The organism is Micromonospora radicis (assembly GCF_003583405.1).
Classification (GTDB): domain Bacteria; phylum Actinomycetota; class Actinomycetes; order Mycobacteriales; family Micromonosporaceae; genus Micromonospora; species Micromonospora radicis.
The window spans coordinates 153,313-172,771 of sequence record NZ_QXEC01000006.1; the positions used below are offsets into that span (position 1 = coordinate 153,313).

18 protein-coding genes are annotated in these 19,459 nt (G+C 71.9%); 6 read left to right on the top strand and 12 right to left on the bottom strand.

The features are described from left to right. Positions 1–936, top strand: coding sequence for a hypothetical protein (locus D2L64_RS08980; protein WP_119574275.1), 936 nt, complete (start codon positions 1–3; stop codon positions 934–936). A 59-nt stretch (positions 937–995) separates the two neighbouring features. Beyond that, a complete protein-coding gene (locus tag D2L64_RS08985) occupies positions 996–1,733 on the top strand; it encodes an SCO6745 family protein (protein WP_119574277.1) in 738 nt (245 codons plus the stop codon). Between the two features lie 116 nt (positions 1,734–1,849). Here D2L64_RS08985 and D2L64_RS08990 read toward each other — a convergent pair whose 3' ends face one another. Further along, the gene (locus tag D2L64_RS08990; RefSeq protein ID WP_119574280.1) at positions 1,850–2,305 is read right to left on the bottom strand and encodes a gamma-glutamylcyclotransferase; all 456 of its coding nucleotides are present in this window, start codon (positions 2,303–2,305) and stop codon (positions 1,850–1,852) included. 106 nt (positions 2,306–2,411) lie between these two features. Between D2L64_RS08990 and D2L64_RS08995 the strand changes: the two genes are divergently transcribed. Beyond that, positions 2,412–3,815: an NAD(P)H-quinone dehydrogenase gene (locus tag D2L64_RS08995; RefSeq protein WP_119574439.1), complete on the top strand. Its 1,404-nt coding sequence runs from the start codon at positions 2,412–2,414 to the stop codon at positions 3,813–3,815. Here D2L64_RS08995 and D2L64_RS09000 read toward each other — a convergent pair. From D2L64_RS09000 to D2L64_RS09030, 7 genes are all read right to left on the bottom strand, one after another. Beyond that, entirely contained in the window at positions 3,772–4,509 is a 738-nt protein-coding gene (locus tag D2L64_RS09000) for a DUF998 domain-containing protein (RefSeq protein WP_119574282.1), read from the bottom strand. The two genes, D2L64_RS08995 and D2L64_RS09000, sit on opposite strands and share 44 nt — an antisense overlap. 232 nt (positions 4,510–4,741) lie before the next feature. Continuing rightward, on the bottom strand, positions 4,742–5,356 hold the full coding sequence (locus D2L64_RS09005; RefSeq protein ID WP_119574284.1) for a DedA family protein: 615 nt from the start codon (positions 5,354–5,356) through the stop codon (positions 4,742–4,744). 347 nt (positions 5,357–5,703) lie between these two features. Further along, positions 5,704–7,623 carry an ABC transporter ATP-binding protein gene (locus tag D2L64_RS09010; RefSeq protein ID WP_233558873.1) on the bottom strand — a complete coding sequence of 640 codons (1,920 nt, stop codon included), beginning with the start codon at positions 7,621–7,623 and terminating at the stop codon, positions 5,704–5,706. Between the two features lie 196 nt (positions 7,624–7,819). After that, on the bottom strand, positions 7,820–9,553 hold the full coding sequence (locus tag D2L64_RS09015) for an ABC transporter ATP-binding protein (RefSeq protein WP_119574288.1): 1,734 nt from the start codon (positions 9,551–9,553) through the stop codon (positions 7,820–7,822). Beyond that, entirely contained in the window at positions 9,547–10,008 is a 462-nt protein-coding gene (locus tag D2L64_RS09020) for a MarR family winged helix-turn-helix transcriptional regulator (protein WP_119574290.1), read from the bottom strand. The genes D2L64_RS09015 and D2L64_RS09020 overlap by 7 nt, the downstream gene beginning before the upstream one ends. A gap of 63 nt (positions 10,009–10,071) precedes the next feature. Next, positions 10,072–11,511 carry a GuaB1 family IMP dehydrogenase-related protein gene (locus D2L64_RS09025; RefSeq protein WP_119574292.1) on the bottom strand — a complete coding sequence of 480 codons (1,440 nt, stop codon included), beginning with the start codon at positions 11,509–11,511 and terminating at the stop codon, positions 10,072–10,074. A 59-nt stretch (positions 11,512–11,570) separates the two neighbouring features. Beyond that, complete coding sequence (locus D2L64_RS09030; RefSeq protein WP_119574294.1) at positions 11,571–12,167, bottom strand: LysE/ArgO family amino acid transporter; 597 nt, start codon at positions 12,165–12,167, stop codon at positions 11,571–11,573. Between the two features lie 69 nt (positions 12,168–12,236). Between D2L64_RS09030 and D2L64_RS09035 the strand changes: the two genes are divergently transcribed. Next, positions 12,237–13,133, top strand: coding sequence for a LysR family transcriptional regulator ArgP (locus tag D2L64_RS09035; protein WP_119574296.1), 897 nt, complete (start codon positions 12,237–12,239; stop codon positions 13,131–13,133). Between the two features lie 30 nt (positions 13,134–13,163). On the opposite strand, the gene D2L64_RS09040 is transcribed toward D2L64_RS09035, so the two are convergent. Then, a complete protein-coding gene (locus D2L64_RS09040) occupies positions 13,164–14,912 on the bottom strand; it encodes an acetyl/propionyl/methylcrotonyl-CoA carboxylase subunit alpha (protein ID WP_119574298.1) in 1,749 nt (582 codons plus the stop codon). A 183-nt stretch (positions 14,913–15,095) separates the two neighbouring features. On the opposite strand from D2L64_RS09040, the gene D2L64_RS09045 reads away from it, so the two are divergent. Together D2L64_RS09045 and D2L64_RS09050 are read left to right on the top strand one after the other, a co-directional pair. Beyond that, entirely contained in the window at positions 15,096–16,055 is a 960-nt protein-coding gene (locus D2L64_RS09045; RefSeq protein ID WP_119574441.1) for an ATP-binding cassette domain-containing protein, read from the top strand. 17 nt (positions 16,056–16,072) lie between these two features. Further along, a complete protein-coding gene (locus D2L64_RS09050; RefSeq protein ID WP_119574300.1) occupies positions 16,073–16,828 on the top strand; it encodes an ABC transporter permease in 756 nt (251 codons plus the stop codon). Between the two features lie 42 nt (positions 16,829–16,870). On the opposite strand, the gene D2L64_RS09055 is transcribed toward D2L64_RS09050, so the two are convergent. The 3 genes from D2L64_RS09055 to mycP all read right to left on the bottom strand — a co-directional run bounded on the left by D2L64_RS09055 (position 16,871) and on the right by mycP (position 19,457). Beyond that, positions 16,871–17,524: an O-methyltransferase gene (locus D2L64_RS09055; protein ID WP_119574302.1), complete on the bottom strand. Its 654-nt coding sequence runs from the start codon at positions 17,522–17,524 to the stop codon at positions 16,871–16,873. 9 nt (positions 17,525–17,533) lie between these two features. Further along, positions 17,534–18,178: a Maf family protein gene (locus D2L64_RS09060; RefSeq protein WP_407663066.1), complete on the bottom strand. Its 645-nt coding sequence runs from the start codon at positions 18,176–18,178 to the stop codon at positions 17,534–17,536. Between the two features lie 136 nt (positions 18,179–18,314). Continuing rightward, positions 18,315–19,457 carry a type VII secretion-associated serine protease mycosin gene (mycP, locus tag D2L64_RS09065; protein WP_233558866.1) on the bottom strand — a complete coding sequence of 381 codons (1,143 nt, stop codon included), beginning with the start codon at positions 19,455–19,457 and terminating at the stop codon, positions 18,315–18,317. Positions 19,458–19,459: the final 2 nt, after the last annotated feature.

The following is a 19,459-nucleotide window of genomic DNA, read 5'->3' on the forward strand; positions in this document are numbered from 1 at the left end:
ATGCCCGACGCGCCGCCCGACCTCGTCGAGCAGCTCTACCGCACGCCACCGGACCGGTTCGTCGCCGCCCGGGACGCCGCCGCGGCGCAAGCACGGCAGGCCGGTGACCCGCGTACCGCCCGGGAGATCGCCCGACTGCGCCGGCCCACCGTCGCCGCCTGGCTGGTCAACCTGCTCGCCCTCGACCGGCCCGAACTGGTCGCCGAACTGGTGCAGCTGGCCGATTCGCTGCGGGCCGCCCAACGCGAGCTGCGCGGCCCGCGCCTGCGGGAGCTGTCCGCGCAGCGCCGGGCCGTCGTCGGCGCGCTCGTCGCCGAGGTACGCCGACTGGCCGCCGGGGTCGAGGGTGCCCCGTCGGCCGGGAAGCTGCCGCTGGCCGAGGTCGAGGCGACCCTGAACGCCGCCCTGTCGGACGTGGCGGTGGCCGAGCAGGTGCGCTCCGGCCGCCTGCTGCGCCCCGCCCACTACGCCGGGTTCGGCGAGGTGCCCCGGCCGCAGTTGCGCCTGGTCACCGGCGGGGAAGAACCGCCGCCCGCGGAACCGGCCCGACCCCGCCAGGCCGAGCGCGGTGCGCTCCGGGCCGAACAGGCCCAGCGGGCGGCCCGCGCCGAGCGGGACCGCCGACGCCGGGCACTGGACCGGGAACTGTCCCGGGCGCGTACCGACCAGGAACGGGCCGAGGCCGACCTGGCCGGCGCGGCGCAGGCCGAACGGGACGGCGTTGCCGCCCTGGACGCGATCGAGACGGAACTGGCCGAACTGGAACGCCGCCGGGCCGTGGCCGAGCAGGAACTCAGCCGCGCCCGGCTGGCCCGGCGCGCGGCCGAGCGGGCCGCCGGTACCGCCCGACGCCGCGCCGGGGAGGTCGAAGCCGCGGTCGAGGCGTTGGCCGCCGAGGAGGAGGATGCCGGCGTGGGCGACGGCGCGGCAGACTGATCCTCCATGGACGGACCTTCGGCCGGATTCCTCGGGCACCGACCTTCGGGCGGTCGGGGATGACCCCGGAACAGCTGGCCGCGGCCAGCAAGCCGGCGGTGCTCGCGCTCGGCGAGGCGTACAACCGGTGCCCGACCACGCTGCGCCGGGCCCGGCTGCTCGGCATCTCGGGTTGGGCCTTCTACGTCACCGGCCGGGCCGGCGCCCTGGGCGACGTACGGGCCGAGACGGTGGCCGCCGCGCTCGGCTTCATCGCGCCCGACGCGGTGGCCGACGGCTGGGACGCTGCGGCCCGCACCGTACGACCCTCGGAGGTGGCCGCCGCCAGCCTGGCCGAGTGCGGTCGTTGGGGGGTGGAGCAGCTGTCGACCCTGCCCCGCCTCGACCGGCTCGTCGGGCTGGTGGAACGGGCCGTCGGTGCGGCCGACGCCAGCGCGATGCCGCTGTTCGCGGCGTGGCGGGCGATGCCGTCGCGGGCCGAGGAGCCGGGCGCCCGACTCGCCGTCGGACTGCGCCTGCTGCGGGAGCACTTCACCGGCGCGCACCTGGTGGCCGTGCGGGCCAGCGGGATGACGCCGCTCCAGGCGGTGCTCGCCGGGCCGGAGGGGGAGAGCGGCGCGATGGCCTGCGGGTGGCCGCCGCCGTACCCGCCGGTCGGGCCGTTGGTGCGGCGGCGGCTGTGGGCCGAGGCGGTGACCGACCGGCTGGTCGCACCGGCGTTCGCGGCGCTCGGCCCCGCCGGTGGCGGGGAGCTGGTGGAGTTGCTGGGTGTGGCGCGAGCCCACACCGAGGGCTGACGGTCCGCCCCGGCCGGCGCCCTGAAGAGGGGCGATTGTGACGGATCACCCGGCGCTGCGGGGTCGGCGCCCGCGGCACCGGCGCCCGGTAGCAGACTGAGGGTGTGGGAGACGCGCTACGCCGACGCGGTGCCGGTGGGCCGGGACCGCAGCTCGGCGACGTAGTCGTCCGGCGCGCCCGCCTTCTCGGCGGCGTTCGCGATCTCGGACACGTACCACGAGGTGGGCAACCCGCCCTCGTAGCCGTCGAAGACGTACACCCAGGCCGTCACGTCGCCGTCCAGCGTCGACACGCGGACGGTCAGCTTCCGGTACGTGCCGGCGGTGACACCCTCGAGCTCGTCCAACTGGGCCGCGTCGTACGGGTGGATGTCGTAGAGCGCCACGAAGACCCGGTCGCCGGGCGACTCGACCACGGTGCTGACCGCGCCCTCCCAGCCGATGACGTCTTCACCGGCGAAGGTGAGCCGCCAGCCCTCCAGCCAGCCGATGCCCACCATCGGCGAATGCGGGCAGTAGGCGCGCATTCGGGCGGGGTCCAGGTTCGAGCCGTAGGCGGCGTAATGACGCACGGCGATGACGATAGCCCGGCGGACGGGTGGGGGAGAATACGACGGTGCGTGTCGGACGTGTCGGGGAGAAGAAAGTCACTGTGAGCATTGACGAAGGGCGGTCGTGGTGAGCCGGATCGTGATCATCGGCGGGGGGCCGGCCGGCTACGAGGCGGCGCTGGTCGCCGCACAGTTGGACGCCGACGTCACCGTCGTGGAGGCCGATGGCGCCGGTGGTGCCTGCGTACTCTCCGACTGCGTGCCGTCGAAGACGTTCATCGCCAGCTCCGAGGTGGTGACCGGGTACCGCGACACCGAGGTGTTCGGGGTGCACTCCGACGGCCTGGAGGCGGTCACCGTGGACGCCCAGGCGGTGCACGAGCGGGTCAAGCGGCTCGCCGTGGCCCAGTCCGCCGACATCCACGCCAAGCTGGTCAAGGCCGGGGTCACCTTCGTCGCCGGCCGGGCCCGGCTCGGTGAGGACGCCCTCGGTCACACCCACCGGGTGATCGTCACGCCGGACGGCGAGGAGGCGGCGTACGGGATCGACGCCTCGACGGTGCTGATCGCCACCGGTGCGACGCCGCGCCAGCTGCCCACCGCCCTCCCCGACGGTGAGCGCATCCTGACCTGGCGGCAGGTGTACGACCTGCCCGCCCTGCCCGAGCACCTGATCGTGGTCGGCTCCGGCGTCACCGGCGCCGAGTTCGCCAGCGCGTACCTGGCCATGGGGATCGAGGTCACCCTGGTCTCCAGCCGCGACCGGGTGATGCCGCACGAGGATCCGGACGCCGCGCAGGCGATCGAGCGGGTCTTCCGGTCCCGGGGCATGAGCATCCTGAACAACTCCCGCGCCGAGGGCGTGCGCCGGACCGCCGACGGCGTCGAGGTCGAACTCTCCGACGGGCGCAAGGTGTCCGGCTCGCACGCCCTGATCGCGGTCGGCTCGATTCCGAACACCGCCGAGCTGGGCCTGGCCGAGTACGGCGTCGCACTGGCCCGGGGCGGTTACGTGACGGTGGACCGGGTCTCGCGTACCAACGTGCCCGGCATCTACGCGGCCGGCGACTGCACCGGCGTGCTGCCGTTGGCCAGCGTCGCCGCCATGCAGGGCCGGATCGCCATGTGGCACGCGCTCGGCGAGGCGGTCCGGCCGCTGCGGCTACGGACCGTCGCGGCGAACGTCTTCACCGACCCGGAGCTGGCCACCGTGGGTGTCTCTCAGGACGAGGTGGACGCGGGCAAGGTGCCGGCCCGGCAGGTGATGCTGCCGCTGGCCGGCAACGCCCGGGCGAAGATGGACGAGGTGGCGGACGGCTTCGTCAAGCTGTTCTGCCGGCCGGCCAGCGGCCAGGTGATCGGCGGTGTGGTGGTCGCACCGAAGGCCAGCGAGTTGATCCTGCCGATCACGATGGCGGTGGAGAACAACCTCACGGTCAACGAACTGGCCCAGACCATCACCATCTACCCCAGTCTCTCCGGCTCGGTCACCGAGGCCGCCCGTCAGCTGATGCTGCACGAACTGGAGTAGTCCCCGGCGGGCGCCACCACGCCGCCATCGACGGGTCGGGCCGACGGAGGAGCGTGCTGGCCACCAGGACGAGCAGGGCGACCTCGGTGAGGATGAGGGCGCGTTCGATCAGGCCGTAGAAGGCCCGGTCGCCGGGGTAGGCGGACCACACCTGGGCGGCGGCCAGGACCAGGCTGGCCACGGTCAGCACGCGGAGCCAGCGCCGCGCGCCGCTCTCGGCCGGTAGCCGGGCGGCGAGGAGCCAGCCGGCGACCGGCAGCGCCAGGAAGGCCACCACCGAGGCGTACCGGTGCAGGTAGGCGGCGGTGCCCATCTCGGTGCCCGGCGGGTTGGTCGGCACCAGCCCGGCCAGCAGCAGGCCACCGGCCCACGCCGCGAGCAGCAACTCGGCCGCGCGCGGTCGGCGCAGGTCGCGGCCGCCCGCCGGATCGACGCCGGTGTGGTGGTGGGTTCCACCCCGGCGGCCGCCGGGCGGGCCGAGGCGGGGCAGGGCCGGGACGAGCAGGGCGGAGGCCACGGCCAGCGTCACCATGGCGACGTGGATGGCGCCACCGGAGTCGGAGACGGCGTAGTCGCTGACGGTCAGGCTCACCGGGTCGAGGTCGTCCACACCGAGGTGGCCGACGACGGCGAGCAGCGCGGCGAGGGCGATGCCGCCGAGGGCCAGTACGCCGATGTTCCGGGTTCCAGGCATGTCTCAGCCTGTCGCCGGGAGGGCCTCGGGCGGATCCGGGACGAGCACCGAGATCCGCCCCCGGGTCGACCCCGACCGGTCCTCCGGTATCTCCCCGAGTGGCCGTTGGACGGGGTCGTGGTCCGGAGCGGGGCGGCGATCAGCGGGTGGCCTCAGTCGGCCGGAACCTCAGTCGGCCGGAACCTCAGTCGGCCGGAACCTCAGTCGGCCGGAACCTCAGTCGGCCGGAACCTCAGTCGGCCGGGATCTCAGCCGGCGCCGGGGCCAGTCGGGCGGCGACCAGCGCCAGGGCCCACCCGGTCAGGGCGAAGCCGGCGGCGGCCAGCACCGCGATCACCGTCATCCGCCACGCCGAGCCGGTCAGTGCCGCCCCGCCGAGGTGCCCGACCAGTGCGCCGTACGACGCCCAGGCCACCGCCGCGGTGCCGGCGTAGGGGAGGAAGAGCCGCAGCGGGTACCGGCTGCGACCGGACGCGAAGCAGACGGTCATCCGACCGCCGGGCACGAAGCGGCAGAGCAGCAGCCCGGTCGGTCCGGGACGGCGCAGTCCCTGGGTGAACCGGCCCGCCACCCGCCGGGCGCGGCCCGTCCCCGCCGGGCGCGGTGGCCGCCGCCCCGGGGTGCTCCGGCCGAGCAGGTAGCAGGCCAGATCCCCGGTGAACACGCCCAGTGCGCCGACCGCGATGGTCACCGGCAGGCTCGTCCCGCCGTACACGGTGACCGCGCCGCCCGTGATCATCAACAGTTGGGTGGGCACCACCGGCACGAAGGCGTCCACCATCAGCAGACCGAACAGGACCAGGTACGCCCAGTCGGGCGATGCCAGCTGGGTGAGCAGTTCGGACACCTATGTCACCTCGCGCGGCGGGCCGACCGGATACGTACTGAGCCTGACGATGTGTCCGGCATCACTGGGTGCGGCCCTCGCCGGTCGTGACCAGCGACACCTTGACCCGGCGCGTGGACACCGCCCGGTGGAGTGCGATCTGAACCGGAAATATCGAGATGGGTCAGTAGGTCGTCGTGGTCGCCGGATGGTCGCTCGGCGGCGTACCGTTGTCACGCGCGGTCCGGCGAGCGTCGGGTCCCCCGTTCCCGACGCCCGGGCCGCCGCCGGGCCGCTGACAGGTCCCGTGTCAGCGGCCCGGCCACCTCGCGCGCCCCGGCGGGCCTCCGCCCGCTCCGCAGGTGGGCTCACGCCGGTACGGCCACCGGGTCGTCACCGCTGACCGCCTGTTGGAACTGCGCCTGGTAGAGCCGGTGGTACGCGCCCTGCGCGGCGAGCAACTGCTCGTGGGTGCCCTGCTCGACGATGCGGCCGTCCTCCATCATCAGGATCAGATCGGCGTCGCGGATGGTGGAGAGCCGGTGCGCGATGACGAAGCTGGTCCGCTCAGACCGCAGGGCCGCCATCGCCTGCTGGAGAAGCACCTCGGTACGGGTGTCCACCGAGCTGGTCGCCTCGTCGAGGATCAGCAGTGCGGGGTCGGCCAGGAAGGCCCGGGCGATCGTGATGAGCTGCTTCTCCCCGGCGCTGACGTTGCTGCCCTCCTCGTCGATCACCGTGTCGTAGCCGTCGGGCAGGCTACGGACGAACCGGTCCACGAAGGTGGCCCGGGCGGCGGCGAGGATCTCCTCCTCGGTCGCGTCGGGCCGCCCGTAGGCGATGTTGTCCCGGATCGTGCCGCCGAACAGCCAGGTGTCCTGCAACACCATGCCGATCCGGCCGCGCAGGTCGTCGCGGTTCAGGGTGGTGACGTCCACCCCGTCGAGCGTGATCCGGCCGGCGTCCAGCTCGTAGAAGCGCATGATCAGATTGACCAGGGTGGTCTTGCCGGCGCCGGTCGGCCCGACGATGGCCACGGTGTGGCCCGGCTCGGCGACCAGGGAGAGATCCTCGATCAGCGGCTTGTCCGGGGCGTACCGGAACGAGACGTGCTCGAACTCGACCCGGCCGTGCGGGTCGGTCACCCGGGCCGGCGCGACGGGGTCCGGCTCCTGCTCCTCGGCGTCGAGTACGGCGAAGACCCGCTCGGCCGAGGCCACTCCCGACTGCAGCAGGTTGGCCATCGAGGCGACCTGGGTGAGCGGCTGGGTGAACTGGCGGGAGTACTGGATGAACGCCTGCACGTCGCCGAGGCTCATCGTGCCGGAGGCGACCCGCAGCCCGCCGACCACGGCGATCGCCACGTAGCTGAGGTTCCCGATGAAGAACATCGCCGGCATGATGATCCCGGAGATGAACTGGGCGCCGAAGCTGGCCCGGAACAGTTCCTCGTTCTTGGCGTGGAAGGCCGCCTCCACCTCGCGCTGCCGACCGAAGACCTTGACCAGCTCGTGGCCGGTGAACGCCTCCTCGATCTGCCCGTTCAGCTCGCCGGTGTGCGTCCACTGGGCGATGAACCTGCGCTGCGACCGCTTGGCGATCTGGGCGGTGACCAGCACCGACAGCGGCACCGCGACCAGCGCCACCAGGGCCAGCAGCGGCGAGATCCAGAACATCATGCCGAGTACGCCGACCACGGTGAGCAGCGACGTGAGCAGCTGACTCAGCGTCTGCTGGAGGCTCTGCGCGATGTTGTCGATGTCGTTGGTGACCCGGCTGAGCAGCTCACCGCGGGGCTGCCGGTCGAAGTACGGCAGCGGCAACCGGTTGAGCTTCTCCTCGACGTCGGCGCGCAGGCCGAACACGGCCCGCTGCACCACGCCGGTGAGCAGCCAGCCCTGCCACCACATCAGCAGGCTGGCCGCCAGGTAGAGCCCCAGCGCCAGCAGCAGCACCCGGCCCAGCGCGGTGAAGTCGACCCCCACACCGGGTACCACGTCCATCCGGGCGAGCATGTCGGCGAAGTTGTCGTTACCCGCCGCCCGGGCCGCGTCGACGGCCTGCTCGGCGCTGGTGCCCGCCGGCAGCTGCCGGCCGATGACCCCGGTGAAGATCAGATCGGTGGCGTGCCCGAGCACCTTCGGCCCGATCACACTCAACCCGACGCTGGCCACCGCCAACGTGATGACCGCGGCCAGGTGCAGCCGGTGCGGGCGCAGTCGGGCCAGCAGGCGGCGGGCGCTCGGGCCGAAGTTCATCGAGCGTTCCGCGGGCATCCCCGCGCCCATCCACGGCGGACCCCCGCGCTGCCCGCCGGCGGGCAACCGCTTCGGCGTCCGCGCGTCGGCACCCCCCGGCTGCGCGGGGATGGCGGCTTCCTGCTGATTCGCTCGCTGGGGCTCGCTCATGCCGGCTCTCCGCTTCGCTCCGTGCCGTCCTGAGGCACCTCGGCGCTGACCCGATGATTCGCTCGCTGGGGCTCGCTCATGCCGGCACCTCGGCCGTTCGTTGGGACGCCACGATCTCGGCGTACGTCGGGCAGCTGGTGAGCAGTTCCTCGTGTCGGCCCATCCCGACCACGCTCCCGTCCTCCAGCACGATGATCTGGTCGGCGCCGACGATCGTGGACACCCGCTGCGCCACGATCACCACGGCGGCGTCGGCGGTGACCGGCCGCAGGGCCGCCCGCAGTCGCGCGTCGGTGCCGAGGTCGAGCGCGGAGAACGAGTCGTCGAAGAGGTAGATCTCCGGCCGGCGGACCAGCGCCCGGGCGATCGCCAGCCGCTGCCGCTGACCGCCGGAGACGTTCGTGCCGCCCTGGGCGATCGGCGCCGCCAGCCCCTCGGGCATGGCCGCGACGAAGTCCCGGGCCTGGGCGATCTCCAGCGCCGCCCACAGTTGTTCGTCGGTGGCGTCCGGGTTGCCGTAGCGCAGGTTGCTCGCCACCGTCCCGGTGAACAGGTACGGCTTCTGCGGCACCAGCCCGATCCGTTGCCACAACTCGTCGGGGGCCAGCCGCCGGACGTCGACCCCGTCGACCAGCACCGCTCCGGCGGTCACGTCGACCAGCCGGGGGATCAGGGAGAGCAGGGTGGTCTTGCCCGCACCCGTACTGCCGATGATCGCGGTGGTGGTGCCCGGGGTCACCCGGAACGAGATGTCCCGGAGCACCGGCTCGGCGGCGCCCGGGTACTGGAACCGTACGCCGCGTAGCTCCAACTCGGCGCGGGCGGTCACCTCGGTGACCGGTTCCGGGTCGGGCGACACCGACGTGTCGGTGTCCAGCACCTCGCCGATCCGCTCGGCGCAGACCGCGGCCCGCGGCACCATCATCAGCATGAAGGTGGCCATCATGACGGCCATCAGGATCTGCATCAGGTACTGCAGGAAGGCGGTCAACGCGCCGACCTGGATCGCCCCGTCGTCGACCCGTTGGGCACCGAACCAGAGCACCGCCACGCTGGAGACGTTGAGCACCAGCATGACCACGGGGAAGATCAACGCCATCAGTCGGCCGGTACGCAGGGCGGTCGCGGTCAGGTCGGTGTTCGCGGCGGCGAAGCGCCGCGTCTCGTACGGCTCCCGGACGAACGCCCGGACCACCCGGATCCCGGTGATCTGCTCTCGCAGCACCCGGTTGACCGTGTCGATCCGGGTCTGCATGAGCCGGAAGCCGGGCACCATCCGTCGGATGATCAGGCCCAGCGCGACCGCCAGCACCGGTACGCAGACCAGCATGAGCCAGGAGAGGCCGACGTCCTCCCGCAGCGCCATCACCACACCGCCGATGCTCATGATCGGAGCGGCCACCAGCATGGTGCAGCTCATCATCACGAGCATCTGCACCTGTTGCACGTCGTTGGTGTTGCGGGTGATCAGCGACGGGGCGCCGAAGCGGGCCACCTCCCGGGCGGAGAACGTGTTGACGTGCCCGAAGAGTTCCGCCCGCAGGTCCCGCCCGTAGCCCATGGCGATCCCGGCGCCGAGGTAGACCGCGGCGGTGGCGCAGACGATCTGCACCACGCTGACCGCGAGCATCCACCCGCCGGTACGCAGGATGTAGTCGGTGTCGCCACGGGCGACGCCGAGGTCGATGATGTCGGCGTTGAGGCTCGGCAGGTACAGCGCGGCCATCGTGCCGACGAACTGGAGCAGCACCACCGCCGCCAACGGCCGGTGGTACGGGCGCAGTCCGCCGCGCAGCAACCGGATCAACATGTCGGACTCCCCGTTCCTGGTGGCTCCTCGTTGCCGATGACCTCGAGGAGGAACTGCCGGATCACCGCCGCCTTCGCCGGGTCGGTGTCGACCGAGGTCAGTGGCCGCTTCGACCGGATCAAGGCGGTGAGCGCCGCCACCCGGTCGTGGCCAGCCGCCGTCAGGGCGAGCTTGACGCTGCGCCGGTCGTCCTCGTCTCGGCGCCGCTCCACCAGGCCGTCGCGTTCCAGGGTGTCGGCGATGCCGGTGAGGGTCGCCGGGCGGACGAAGCACAACTCGGCCACCGCCCGGTGCGGCAGCTCGCCGTGCTCGGCAAGGGCCATCAGGGTGACCATCCCGGCCTGGGTCAGGCCGTGCTCGTCGGCGAGGTAGCGGTTCCACCGCTGACCGGTGAGGTGCCCGGCGACCACCAGCAGCCGACCCAGCGGCAGGTCCCCGAGCTGGTACAGACTCATGGTCCGTACCTTAGCCACCTGATAGTCAGGGGCCAAACGATTATCGGAGTGGCGTCGCCACCGTCACCAGCTGGTCGGCAGGGGCATCCCCTCGGTGTAGCCGGCGGTGCTCTGTACCCCGACCAGGGCCCGCTCGTGGAACTCCGGCAGGGTACGCGCCCCCGCGTAGGTGAAGGCGCTGCGCACCCCGGAGATGATCTCGTCGATCAGGTCCTCGACGCCGGGCCGGACCGGGTCCAGGTACATCCGCGCCGACGAGATGCCCTCCTCGAAGATGGCCTTGCGGGCCCGGTCGTACGGGCTGTCCTCGCCGGTACGCGCACTGACCGCGCGCGCCGAGGCCATCCCGAAGCTCTCCTTGTACCGCCGGTCGTCCTCGTCGGTGTAGAGGTCGCCGGGGGACTCGTAGGTGCCGGCGAACCAGGAGCCGATCATCACGTTCGACGCCCCGGCGGCCAGCGCCAGCGCCACGTCCCGGGGGTGCCGCACCCCACCGTCGGCCCAGACGTGCCGGCCCAGCTCGCGGGCGGCGGTCGCACAGTCCAGTACCGCCGAGAACTGCGGCCGTCCCACCCCGGTCATCATCCGGGTGGTGCACATCGCGCCCGGGCCGACCCCGACCTTGACGATGTCGGCGCCCGCCTCGACCAGGTCCCGTACGCCGTCGGCGGTGACCACGTTGCCGGCCGCCACCGGGACGGCCGGGTCGAGGCGTCGGACGGTCCGCAGCGCGGAGATCATCCGTTCCTGGTGGCCGTGCGCGGTGTCCACGACCAGGGTGTCCACCCCGGCCGCCAGCAACGCCGCCGCCTTACCCGCCACGTCGCCGTTGATCCCCACCGCCGCGGCGATCCGCAGCCGACCCCGGTCGTCCACGGCCGGCTTGTAGAGCGTCGCCCGCAGAGCGCCCTGCCGGGTCAGCACCCCGACCAGCCGTCCCTCGTCGTCGACCACCGGCGCCAGCCGTCGCCGCCCGGCGGAGAGCCGGTCGAAGCCGGTACGCGGATCCGCATCCGCCGGCACCGTGTGCAGTTCGCTCGACATCACGTGCCGCAGCTGGGCGAACCGGTCGACGCCCACCGTGTCGGCCTCGGTCACCACTCCCATCGGCCGGCCGGCCTCGTCGACCACGACCACCGCGCCGTACGCCCGCTTCGGCAGCAGGTGGATCGCGTCTCCGACGGTGTCCGTCGGGCCGAGCGCGATCGCCGTCTCGTGCACCAGATGGCGCTGCTTGACCCAGCCGACGACGTCGGCCACCACGTCGATCGGGATGTCCTGCGGAATCACCACGATGCCGCCGCGCCGGGCTACCGTCTCGGCCATCCGCCGGCCGGCGACCGCCGTCATGTTCGCCACCACCAGGGGGATCGTGGTGCCCGTACCGTCGCCGGTGGCCAGGTCGACGTCGAGCCGTGAGCCCACCTCCGAGCGGGCCGGTGCCATGAAGACGTCGTTGTAGGTCAGGTCGTACGCCGGGGTGGCGCCATTGAGGAACCGCACCCGGCCATCATTCCTGCCGGAGGCCGTCCCCGCTCCCGGTGGTAAGCGAAAACACCCGCTCAGCCCAGCACCAGCACCGCCGCCACCACGACCATCACCACCGCGATCACACCGTCGACCACCTGCCAGACCCGGGTCCGCGCGAGCAGCGGGGCGAGTCGGTAGGCGCCGGCACCGAGCGCGGTGAACCAGCACACGCTGGCCGCCGCCGCGCCGAGGCCGAACCACCACCGGTGCTGGTGCTGCTGGGCGATGCCGCCGAGCAGCAGCACGGTGTCCAGGTAGACGTGCGGGTTGAGGTAGGTGAAGGCGAGGCAGGCGGCGAGGGTCGCGCCGAGCCGGGCCGGCGGCCGGTCGGCGGGGGTGAGGGCACCGGGGCGCAGCGCCCGGCGGGCGGCGAGGACCGCGTACCCGAGCAGGAACGCCGCGCCGCCCCAGCGGATCGCGGTGAGCACGTCGGGCCGGGCGGTCACCACCGAACCCACCCCGGCGATGCCGACGCCGATCAGCAGGGCGTCCGAGAGAGCGCAGGTCAGTACGACCGGCGCCAGGTGTTCCCGGCGCAGGCCCTGGCGGAGCACGAAGGCGTTCTGCGCCCCGATCGCGACGATCAGGGCGATGGAGAGGGAGAAGCCGGCAACGGCCGAGGTGAGCACGGGTCGACGGTAGGAGGGCGCCTTCGACCAGTCCAGCTAAAGATTCTTCAGGAGGTTAAGCTCGGCTTCATGGACGGTCTGGACTCCACCCAGCTGCGTACCCTCGCGGCGGTGGTCAGCGAGGGCAGCTTCGAGGCGGCGGGCCGGCTGCTGCACGTCACCCCGTCGGCGGTCAGCCAGCGGATCAAAGCCCTGGAGGAGACCGTCGGGCAGGTGCTCGTACGCCGCCAGCGGCCCTGTGACGCCACCGAGGCCGGTCGGCCGCTGCTGCGCCTCGCCGGCCAGCTCGCACTGCTGGAACGGGAGGCGCTCGCCGACGCGCGGGGGCCACTCGGCGGCGACCCCGGTCGTACCCGGGTCGCCGTCGTGGTCAACGCCGACTCGCTCGCCACCTGGTTCCCGGCGGCCCTGGCCCGGCTACCCGCCCGGCCGGAACTCTCCTTCGACATCCGCCAGGACGACCAGGACCACACCGCCGAGCTGCTGCGCGACGGTGTGGTGACGGCCGCCGTGACCGCGCAACGCGAGGCGGTGCAGGGCTGCCGGGTGCGGCCGCTCGGAGCGATGCGCTACCGGGCGCTGGCCGCGCCGTCGCTGGCCGACCGGTGGTTCGCCGACGGCCTCACCCCGGCGGCGGCCGGCGCCGCGCCGGTGGTGGTCTTCGACCGCAAGGACCAGATCCAACACCGCTTCCTGCGTACGCTGACCGGACGCACCCTCGACCCGCCCGTGCACTACGTGCCGTCGGTACCGGCGTTCAACGAGTCGATCCAGCTCGGCCTCGGCTGGGGACTGGTGGCCGAACGGATCGCCGACGCCGACCTGGCCGCCGGCAACTGCGTGGACATCGCCCCCGGCCGGGTGCTGGACGTCCCGCTCTACTGGCAGCACTGGCGGCTCGACTCGCAGGTGCTGAACGCGCTCACCGCCGCCGTCTGCGCCGTCGCCGCCGACTCGCTCCGCTGAAACAGCGAGTCACCGCGCAGACGCCCGCCCTCAGCCGATGGTGCAGATGGCGGCGCCCGCGGTGATCACCGCACCCACCTCGGCCGACAGCCCACTCACCGTGCCCGCCTTGTGGGCGTACAGCGGCTGCTCCATCTTCATCGCCTCCAGCACCACCACCAGGTCGCCCTCGGCGACGGTGTCCCCGTCGGCCACCGCGATCTTCACGATGGTGCCCTGCATCGGCGAGGTGAGCGCGTCCCCGCCGGCCACCGGGCCGACCGCGGCGCCGGCACCACGACGGGCGGGCTTGCGCGCGGCCGGCGAAGCGCCGGCCGGGCCGCCGCCGAGACCGGCCGGCAGCGTCACCTCCAGCCGCTTGCCGCCCACCTCGACCACCACGGTCTCGCGTTCGGGCGCAACCGCGATCGGTCCGGCGGCGGCGAACGGCGGCACCGGGTTGTCGAACTCGGTCTCGATCCAGCGGGTGTGCACGGTGAACGGCTCGGCGGTGAAGGCCGGATCCCGGACCACCAGGCGGTGGAACGGCAACGCGGTGGCCATCCCCTCGACCACCATCTCATCCAGCGCCCGGCGGGCCCGCTGCAACGCCTCGGTACGGGTCTCGCCGGTGACGATCAGCTTGGCCAGCAGCGAGTCGAAGTTCCCGCCGATCACGTCGCCCGCCGAGATGCCGGTGTCCACCCGGACGCCCGGCCCGCTGGGCAGCCGCAGCGCGGTGACCGTCCCCGGGGCGGGCAGGAAGTTGCGCCCCGGATCCTCGCCGTTGATCCGGAACTCGATGGAGTGCCCGCGCGGCGTCGGATCCGCGGTGAACCGCAGCTTCTCGCCGTCGGCGATGCGGAACTGCTCGCGTACCAGGTCGATGCCGGCGGTCTCCTCGGTGACCGGGTGCTCCACCTGCAACCGGGTGTTGACCTCCAGGAAGGAGATGGTGCCGTCGTTGCCGACCAGGTACTCGACGGTGCCGGCGCCGTGGTAACCCGCCTCCCGGCAGATCGCCTTGGCGCTGTCGTGGATCTGGGCCCGCTGCTCGTCGGTGAGGAACGGCGCGGGCGCCTCCTCGACCAGCTTCTGGTGCCGGCGCTGCAACGAGCAGTCCCGGGTGCCGACCACGATCACGTTGCCGTGCTGGTCGGCCAGGATCTGCGCCTCGACGTGGCGCGGCTGGTCGAGGTAGCGCTCGACGAAACACTCCCCCCGGCCGAACGCCGCCACCGCCTCCCGGGTGGCCGACTCGAACAGCTGCGGGATCTCCTCCATCGTCCGGGCCACCTTCAGGCCCCGTCCGCCGCCCCCGAAGGCGGCCTTGATCGCCACCGGCAGGCCGTGGTCGACGGCGAAGGCCATCACCTCGTCCGGGCTGCCGACCGGGTCCGGGGTGCCCGGCACCAGGGGAGCGCCGGCCCGCTGGGCGATGTGCCGGGCGGTCACCTTGTCACCGAGGTCGCGGATCGCCTGCGGGGTCGGACCGATCCAGGTCAGCCCGGCGTCGATGACCGCCTGGGCGAAGTCGGCGTTCTCGGAGAGGAAGCCGTAACCCGGGTGCACCGCGTCGGCGCCGGAGCGCCGGGCCACCTCGACGAGTTTGTCGACACGCAGGTAACTGTCCGCCGCCGTGTCGCCACCCAGGGCGTACGCTTCGTCCGCGAGCGTGGCGTGCAGGGCGTCCCGGTCGGAGTCCGCGTACACCGCGACGCTGTCCAGGCCGGCGTCCCGGCAGGCGCGGATCACCCGGACAGCGATCTCGCCCCGGTTGGCGATGAGTACCTTGCGCACCTTGCTGGCTCCTCCCGGAGGTTACTGACCGGGAGTTTATCGGCCAGCCGGGCGGCCCTAACGATCGCTCAGTGTGGGATGCGGCACGCTGCGGCCCGGCTCGCGGTCGGCGTGGTGTCGTACCGATGTGATCGGGTGGCGGTGACGATGATGGCCGACGGCGGCCACGAGCGGGGAGAAGTGATGATCGAGACCAGGGGGTTGCGCAAGTCGTTCCGCAGCCGGGCCGGTCGGGAGACGAAGACCGTCGACGCGGTACGCGGTGTCGACCTGGACGTGGCGGCGGGTGAGATCTTCGGTTTCCTCGGCCCCAACGGCGCCGGCAAGACCACCACGCTGCGGATGCTGGCCACGCTGATCGAGCCGGACGGCGGCCAGGCCACCATCGCCGGTGCGGATCTGCGCAAGGACCCGGGGGAGGTGCGGCGCCGGATCGGCTACGTGGCCCAGGGCGGCAGCACCTGGGACGAGTCCACCGCCCGGGAGGAACTGGTGCTCCAGGCCCGGCTGTACGGCATCTCGAAGACCGAGGCGCAGCGCCGGGCCACCCGCGCGCTGGCGGCGTTCCAGCTCACCGAGTTCGCCGACCGCAAGTGCAAGACCTACTCCGGCGGCCAGCGGCGGCGGGTCGAGATCGCCCTCGGCATCATCCACGAACCGAAGATCGTCTTCCTGGACGAGCCCACCACCGGCCTCGACCCGCAGAGCCGCGCGCACATGTGGGACGAGATCCGGCGGCTGCGTGCCGACGGCATGACCGTCTTCATCACCACCCACTACCTTGACGAGGCCGACGCGCTCTGCGACCGGATCGCGATCATGGATCACGGCGAGGTGGTCGCCGAGGGCACCCCGACCGACCTCAAGCGGGAGATCTCCGGCGACGTGGTGCAGGTCGGCCTGGACGTGGCCACCACCGGCGAGGCGGAGAAGCTGCTCGCCGCCGAGGAGTACGTGAGCCGGCTGGAAACCCTCGAGGAGGGCGGGTTGCGACTCTTCGTCGACGAGGGCGCCACGGCCATCCCGCGCATCCTGCGCCGGGTGGACGGCGCGGGCCTCGAACTGAGGTCGATCGAGCTGCACCGCCCGAGCCTCGACGACGTCTTCCTCACCAAGACCGGCCGCTCGCTGCGCGAGTCCTGAACCGATCAGGAGACCTGATGAAACTCGCCCGCGACACCTGGCTGATCTTCCAGCGTCAACTGCACCTGCTGCTGCGCAACCCGGTGTGGGTCTTCGTCGGCGTGTTCCAGCCGGTGATGTACCTGCTGCTGTTCGCCCCGCTGCTCAAGCCGGCGCTGAACGCGCCCACCCAGGCCGAGGCGTACAAGATCTTCGTGCCCGGCCTGCTGGTGCTGCTGGCCATCTTCGGTGGCCTGTTCCAGGGCTTCGGCCTGATCGCCGAGCTGCGCGCCGGAGTGATCGAGCGGTCCCGGGTCACCCCGGTGAGCCGGCTCGCCCTGCTGCTCGGCCGCTCCCTGCGCGACGTGGTGTCGCTGCTGGTCCAGGCGGTCATCATCACCCTGCTCGCGCTCCTGTTCGACCTGCGGGTGTTCATCGGCGACCTGCTGCTGGCGTACCTGATGCTCGCCCTGATCGCGTTGATGACCTCGGCGGTCTCCTACGGCGTCGCGCTGAAGGTGAAGAGCGAGGACGCGCTGGCCCCGCTGATGAACACGGTGGCCCAGCCGGTGCTGCTGCTCTCCGGCATCCTGCTGCCACTGGCCTTCGCGCCCGGCTGGTTGCAGGGCATCGCAAGGTGGAACCCCTTCTCCTGGGCGGTCGACGGCACCCGCGCCCTGTTCGCGGGCGACATCAGCAACGACCGGGTCTGGCAGGGGCTGACCATCATCGCGGTACTCGCCGCCGCCGGCGTCTACTGGGCGGCCCGTCAGTTTGCCCGCAGCGTCCGCTGACCCGATTCGGTTGCCTGTTCCGGCGGTCGGCGCTGATCCCGGTCAGTGCACCCGGGCGAGAGTCAGACCGTCCGCGATCGGCAGCATCACGGCGTCGACCCGTACGTCGGCCAGGACGTCGTCGTTGAAGGCGGCGATGGCCCGGTCGTCGGCGCTCTGCGGCGCGATCACCCGGCCGTGCCGCAGTACGTTGTCGACGGCGATCACCCCGCCCGGCCGCATCCGGGGCACCAACTCCGCCCAGTACACCGGATAACCGGTCTTGTCGGCGTCGATGAAGGCGAAGTCGAGGTGCCGCTCGTTGGGCAACTCCCGCAGCCGATCGGCGGCCGGGCCGATGCGCAGGTCGATCCGGTCGTCGACACCGGCGCGAGCCCAGTAGCGGCGGGCGACACCGGTGTACTCCTCGGAGATGTCGAAGCAGGTCAGCCGCCCGCCGTCGGCGAGCCCTCGGGCGATCGCCAGCGCGGAGAGGCCGGTGAAGGTGCCCACCTCCACCGCCTGCCGCGCGCCGAGCAGCCGGGTCAGGAAGGTCAGGAACGCGGCCTGTTCCGGCGCGACCTGCATCGACGCCTGTGCGGGCAGCAGCGTCAGCGTCTCCGCGGCCAGGTCGCGGACCACCTCGTCCGGCGGGGAGCCGTGCGCGACGAGGTAACCGTGCAGTTCGTCGGTGAGCGGGATCGACTTCAGCGTCATGTCCGGACGTTAGCCGAGCGGCTCCACCGTCTGGTTGCCGGGCGCGACCTTCGTCCACAGATCGGTGATCCGCAGGTCCAGTTCGGCGAGCAGGCGGCGTAGCAGTGGTAGGGAAAGCCCGACCACCGTCCCCGGATCACCCTCGATCCGTTCCACGAACGGCCCGCCCAGCCCGTCGATCGTGAACGCCCCGGCCACCGCCAGCGGCTCGCCGGTACCGACATACGTGGCGACCTCGTGGTCGCTGATGTCGGCGAAGTGAACCACCGTTGAGGCGACCGCCTCGGCCCGACTCCCGCCCTCCACGTCGATGAGACAGTGGCCGCTGTGCAGCACCCCGCTGCGCCCACGCATCCGCTCCCACCGCCGGGTGGCGTCGGCCGCGTCAGCCGGCTTGCCGAGGATCTCCCCGTCGAACGCGAGCACCGAGTCGCAGCCCAGCACGAGCGTGCGCTGGTCGTCGGCGGGCCGCAGTCGGGTGAGTACCGCCTGTGCCTTCAACCGGGCCAACTCAAGACAGAGATCCTCGGCCCGCTCGGTCACCACCAACGACTCGTCGACCCCACTGACCAGCACATCCGGCTCGATGCCGGCGGCCTGCAAGGACTTGCGGCGGGCAGGACTGGCCGAGGCGAGCACCAGACGAAGCGGCATGACATCAGGCACCCCGCCGACGTTACCGGTTGCCCTCACCGCCACCACGCGCCACGCCCCCGCCCACCACCGGGGCCTTGCCGTACTCGCGTCAGCTCGTGATGTCCCACCGACGGCCGCCATCTCGATCGACTCGTCAGCGACTGATCCGCGGCGGCGGATCATCAGACCGGCGCCGGTGGCGAGCGAACAACGCCCAGGCGCCGCCCGCCGCCAGCAACACCCCCAGCGTGACCAGCCCGCGTACCGTCGCCGTTCGCTCCCCGTCAGCCCGCGGCCTGTCCGCCGCCGCCGTGGTCGAGCCAGCCCCGTCCGGCGTGCTCGCGGGCGCCGAACCGAAACCCCGAGGCGGTACGTCTGCCGTCAACGCCGCCACCAGATCGACCACCCCATAGCCGTACTGGTCGTCACGTCCCGGCGGCCCCTTGTCGATCGCAGTCGCGGTCAACCGATGGACCACCTCATCCGCCGGCAGATACGGATACTTGGCCCGAACCAACGCCGCCGCCCCCGCAACAATCGCAGTAGCCCCGGACGTGCCGGTGCCTACCCGATACCTACCCCCGATGCTGGTGCTGTAGATCTCGACCGCTGGCGCGACGACATCGACCTCCGGGCCGATGACTGAGACCTCGGCATGCGTTCCGCTCCGGTCGATTCCTCCAACTGCAACCACATATTGATAGGCGGCAGGGAATCCCACGTGCCGATCGGAAGGCATGTTGCCAACTGCTGCCACGATTACCACGTTCGCCTGGGCAGCTCTTTGAGTTGCTTGCTGCATCTGAACGTCGGGAGCGCCAGCAGACGAAATGTTCACAACTTGAGCGCCGTTCCGAATGGCAAAATCGATTGCCTCTCGAAGTCCATCTGCGGTGCCACCTCGGCTGTCTTTCTTGAAGCGGACGGGAAGTATCCTTGCTTTCGGTGCAATGCCCAATGCGCCTCGGGCCTGCGACTGGCCATGGGCGGCGATGAGTCCTGCCATTCCTGTCCCATGTCCGTCCCGGTCCTGTCGCCCGTCGCCGCCTTCATCGGACAGGTCCGCGCCTGGCAGGAGATTTTGCTTGAGATCTGGATGTGGTTGAACTCCGGTGTCTAGAACTGCGACGGTTATCCCCTCGCCCTTGGTGATCCTATGCGCTTCTCTAAGCCCTAGATGCGCCGCGTGCCATTGCTTGCTCCGGATTTGATCGATGTCGACTGCCGGCGAGGTTGTCGCCGCCGTGATGTGAGGTGTAGGGGGCGCGAGTAGTATGAGCAGCGACGCTAGCAGCATCG

Coding starts and splice junctions, on each gene's coding strand:
- mycP (WP_233558866.1), bottom strand. CDS start 19,457: ATGCTGCTAGCGTCGCTGCTCATACTACTCGCGCCCCCTACACCTCAC.
- D2L64_RS09035 (WP_119574296.1), top strand. CDS start 12,237: ATGGACGGTCTGGACTCCACCCAGCTGCGTACCCTCGCGGCGGTGGTC.
- D2L64_RS09045 (WP_119574441.1), top strand. CDS start 15,096: ATGATCGAGACCAGGGGGTTGCGCAAGTCGTTCCGCAGCCGGGCCGGT.
- D2L64_RS08980 (WP_119574275.1), top strand. CDS start 1: ATGCCCGACGCGCCGCCCGACCTCGTCGAGCAGCTCTACCGCACGCCA.
- D2L64_RS09015 (WP_119574288.1), bottom strand. CDS start 9,553: ATGTTGATCCGGTTGCTGCGCGGCGGACTGCGCCCGTACCACCGGCCG.
- D2L64_RS09020 (WP_119574290.1), bottom strand. CDS start 10,008: ATGAGTCTGTACCAGCTCGGGGACCTGCCGCTGGGTCGGCTGCTGGTG.
- D2L64_RS09000 (WP_119574282.1), bottom strand. CDS start 4,509: ATGCCTGGAACCCGGAACATCGGCGTACTGGCCCTCGGCGGCATCGCC.
- D2L64_RS09060 (WP_407663066.1), bottom strand. CDS start 18,178: ATGCCGCTTCGTCTGGTGCTCGCCTCGGCCAGTCCTGCCCGCCGCAAG.
- D2L64_RS09055 (WP_119574302.1), bottom strand. CDS start 17,524: ATGACGCTGAAGTCGATCCCGCTCACCGACGAACTGCACGGTTACCTC.
- D2L64_RS09050 (WP_119574300.1), top strand. CDS start 16,073: ATGAAACTCGCCCGCGACACCTGGCTGATCTTCCAGCGTCAACTGCAC.
- D2L64_RS08985 (WP_119574277.1), top strand. CDS start 996: ATGACCCCGGAACAGCTGGCCGCGGCCAGCAAGCCGGCGGTGCTCGCG.
- D2L64_RS09010 (WP_233558873.1), bottom strand. CDS start 7,623: ATGGGCGCGGGGATGCCCGCGGAACGCTCGATGAACTTCGGCCCGAGC.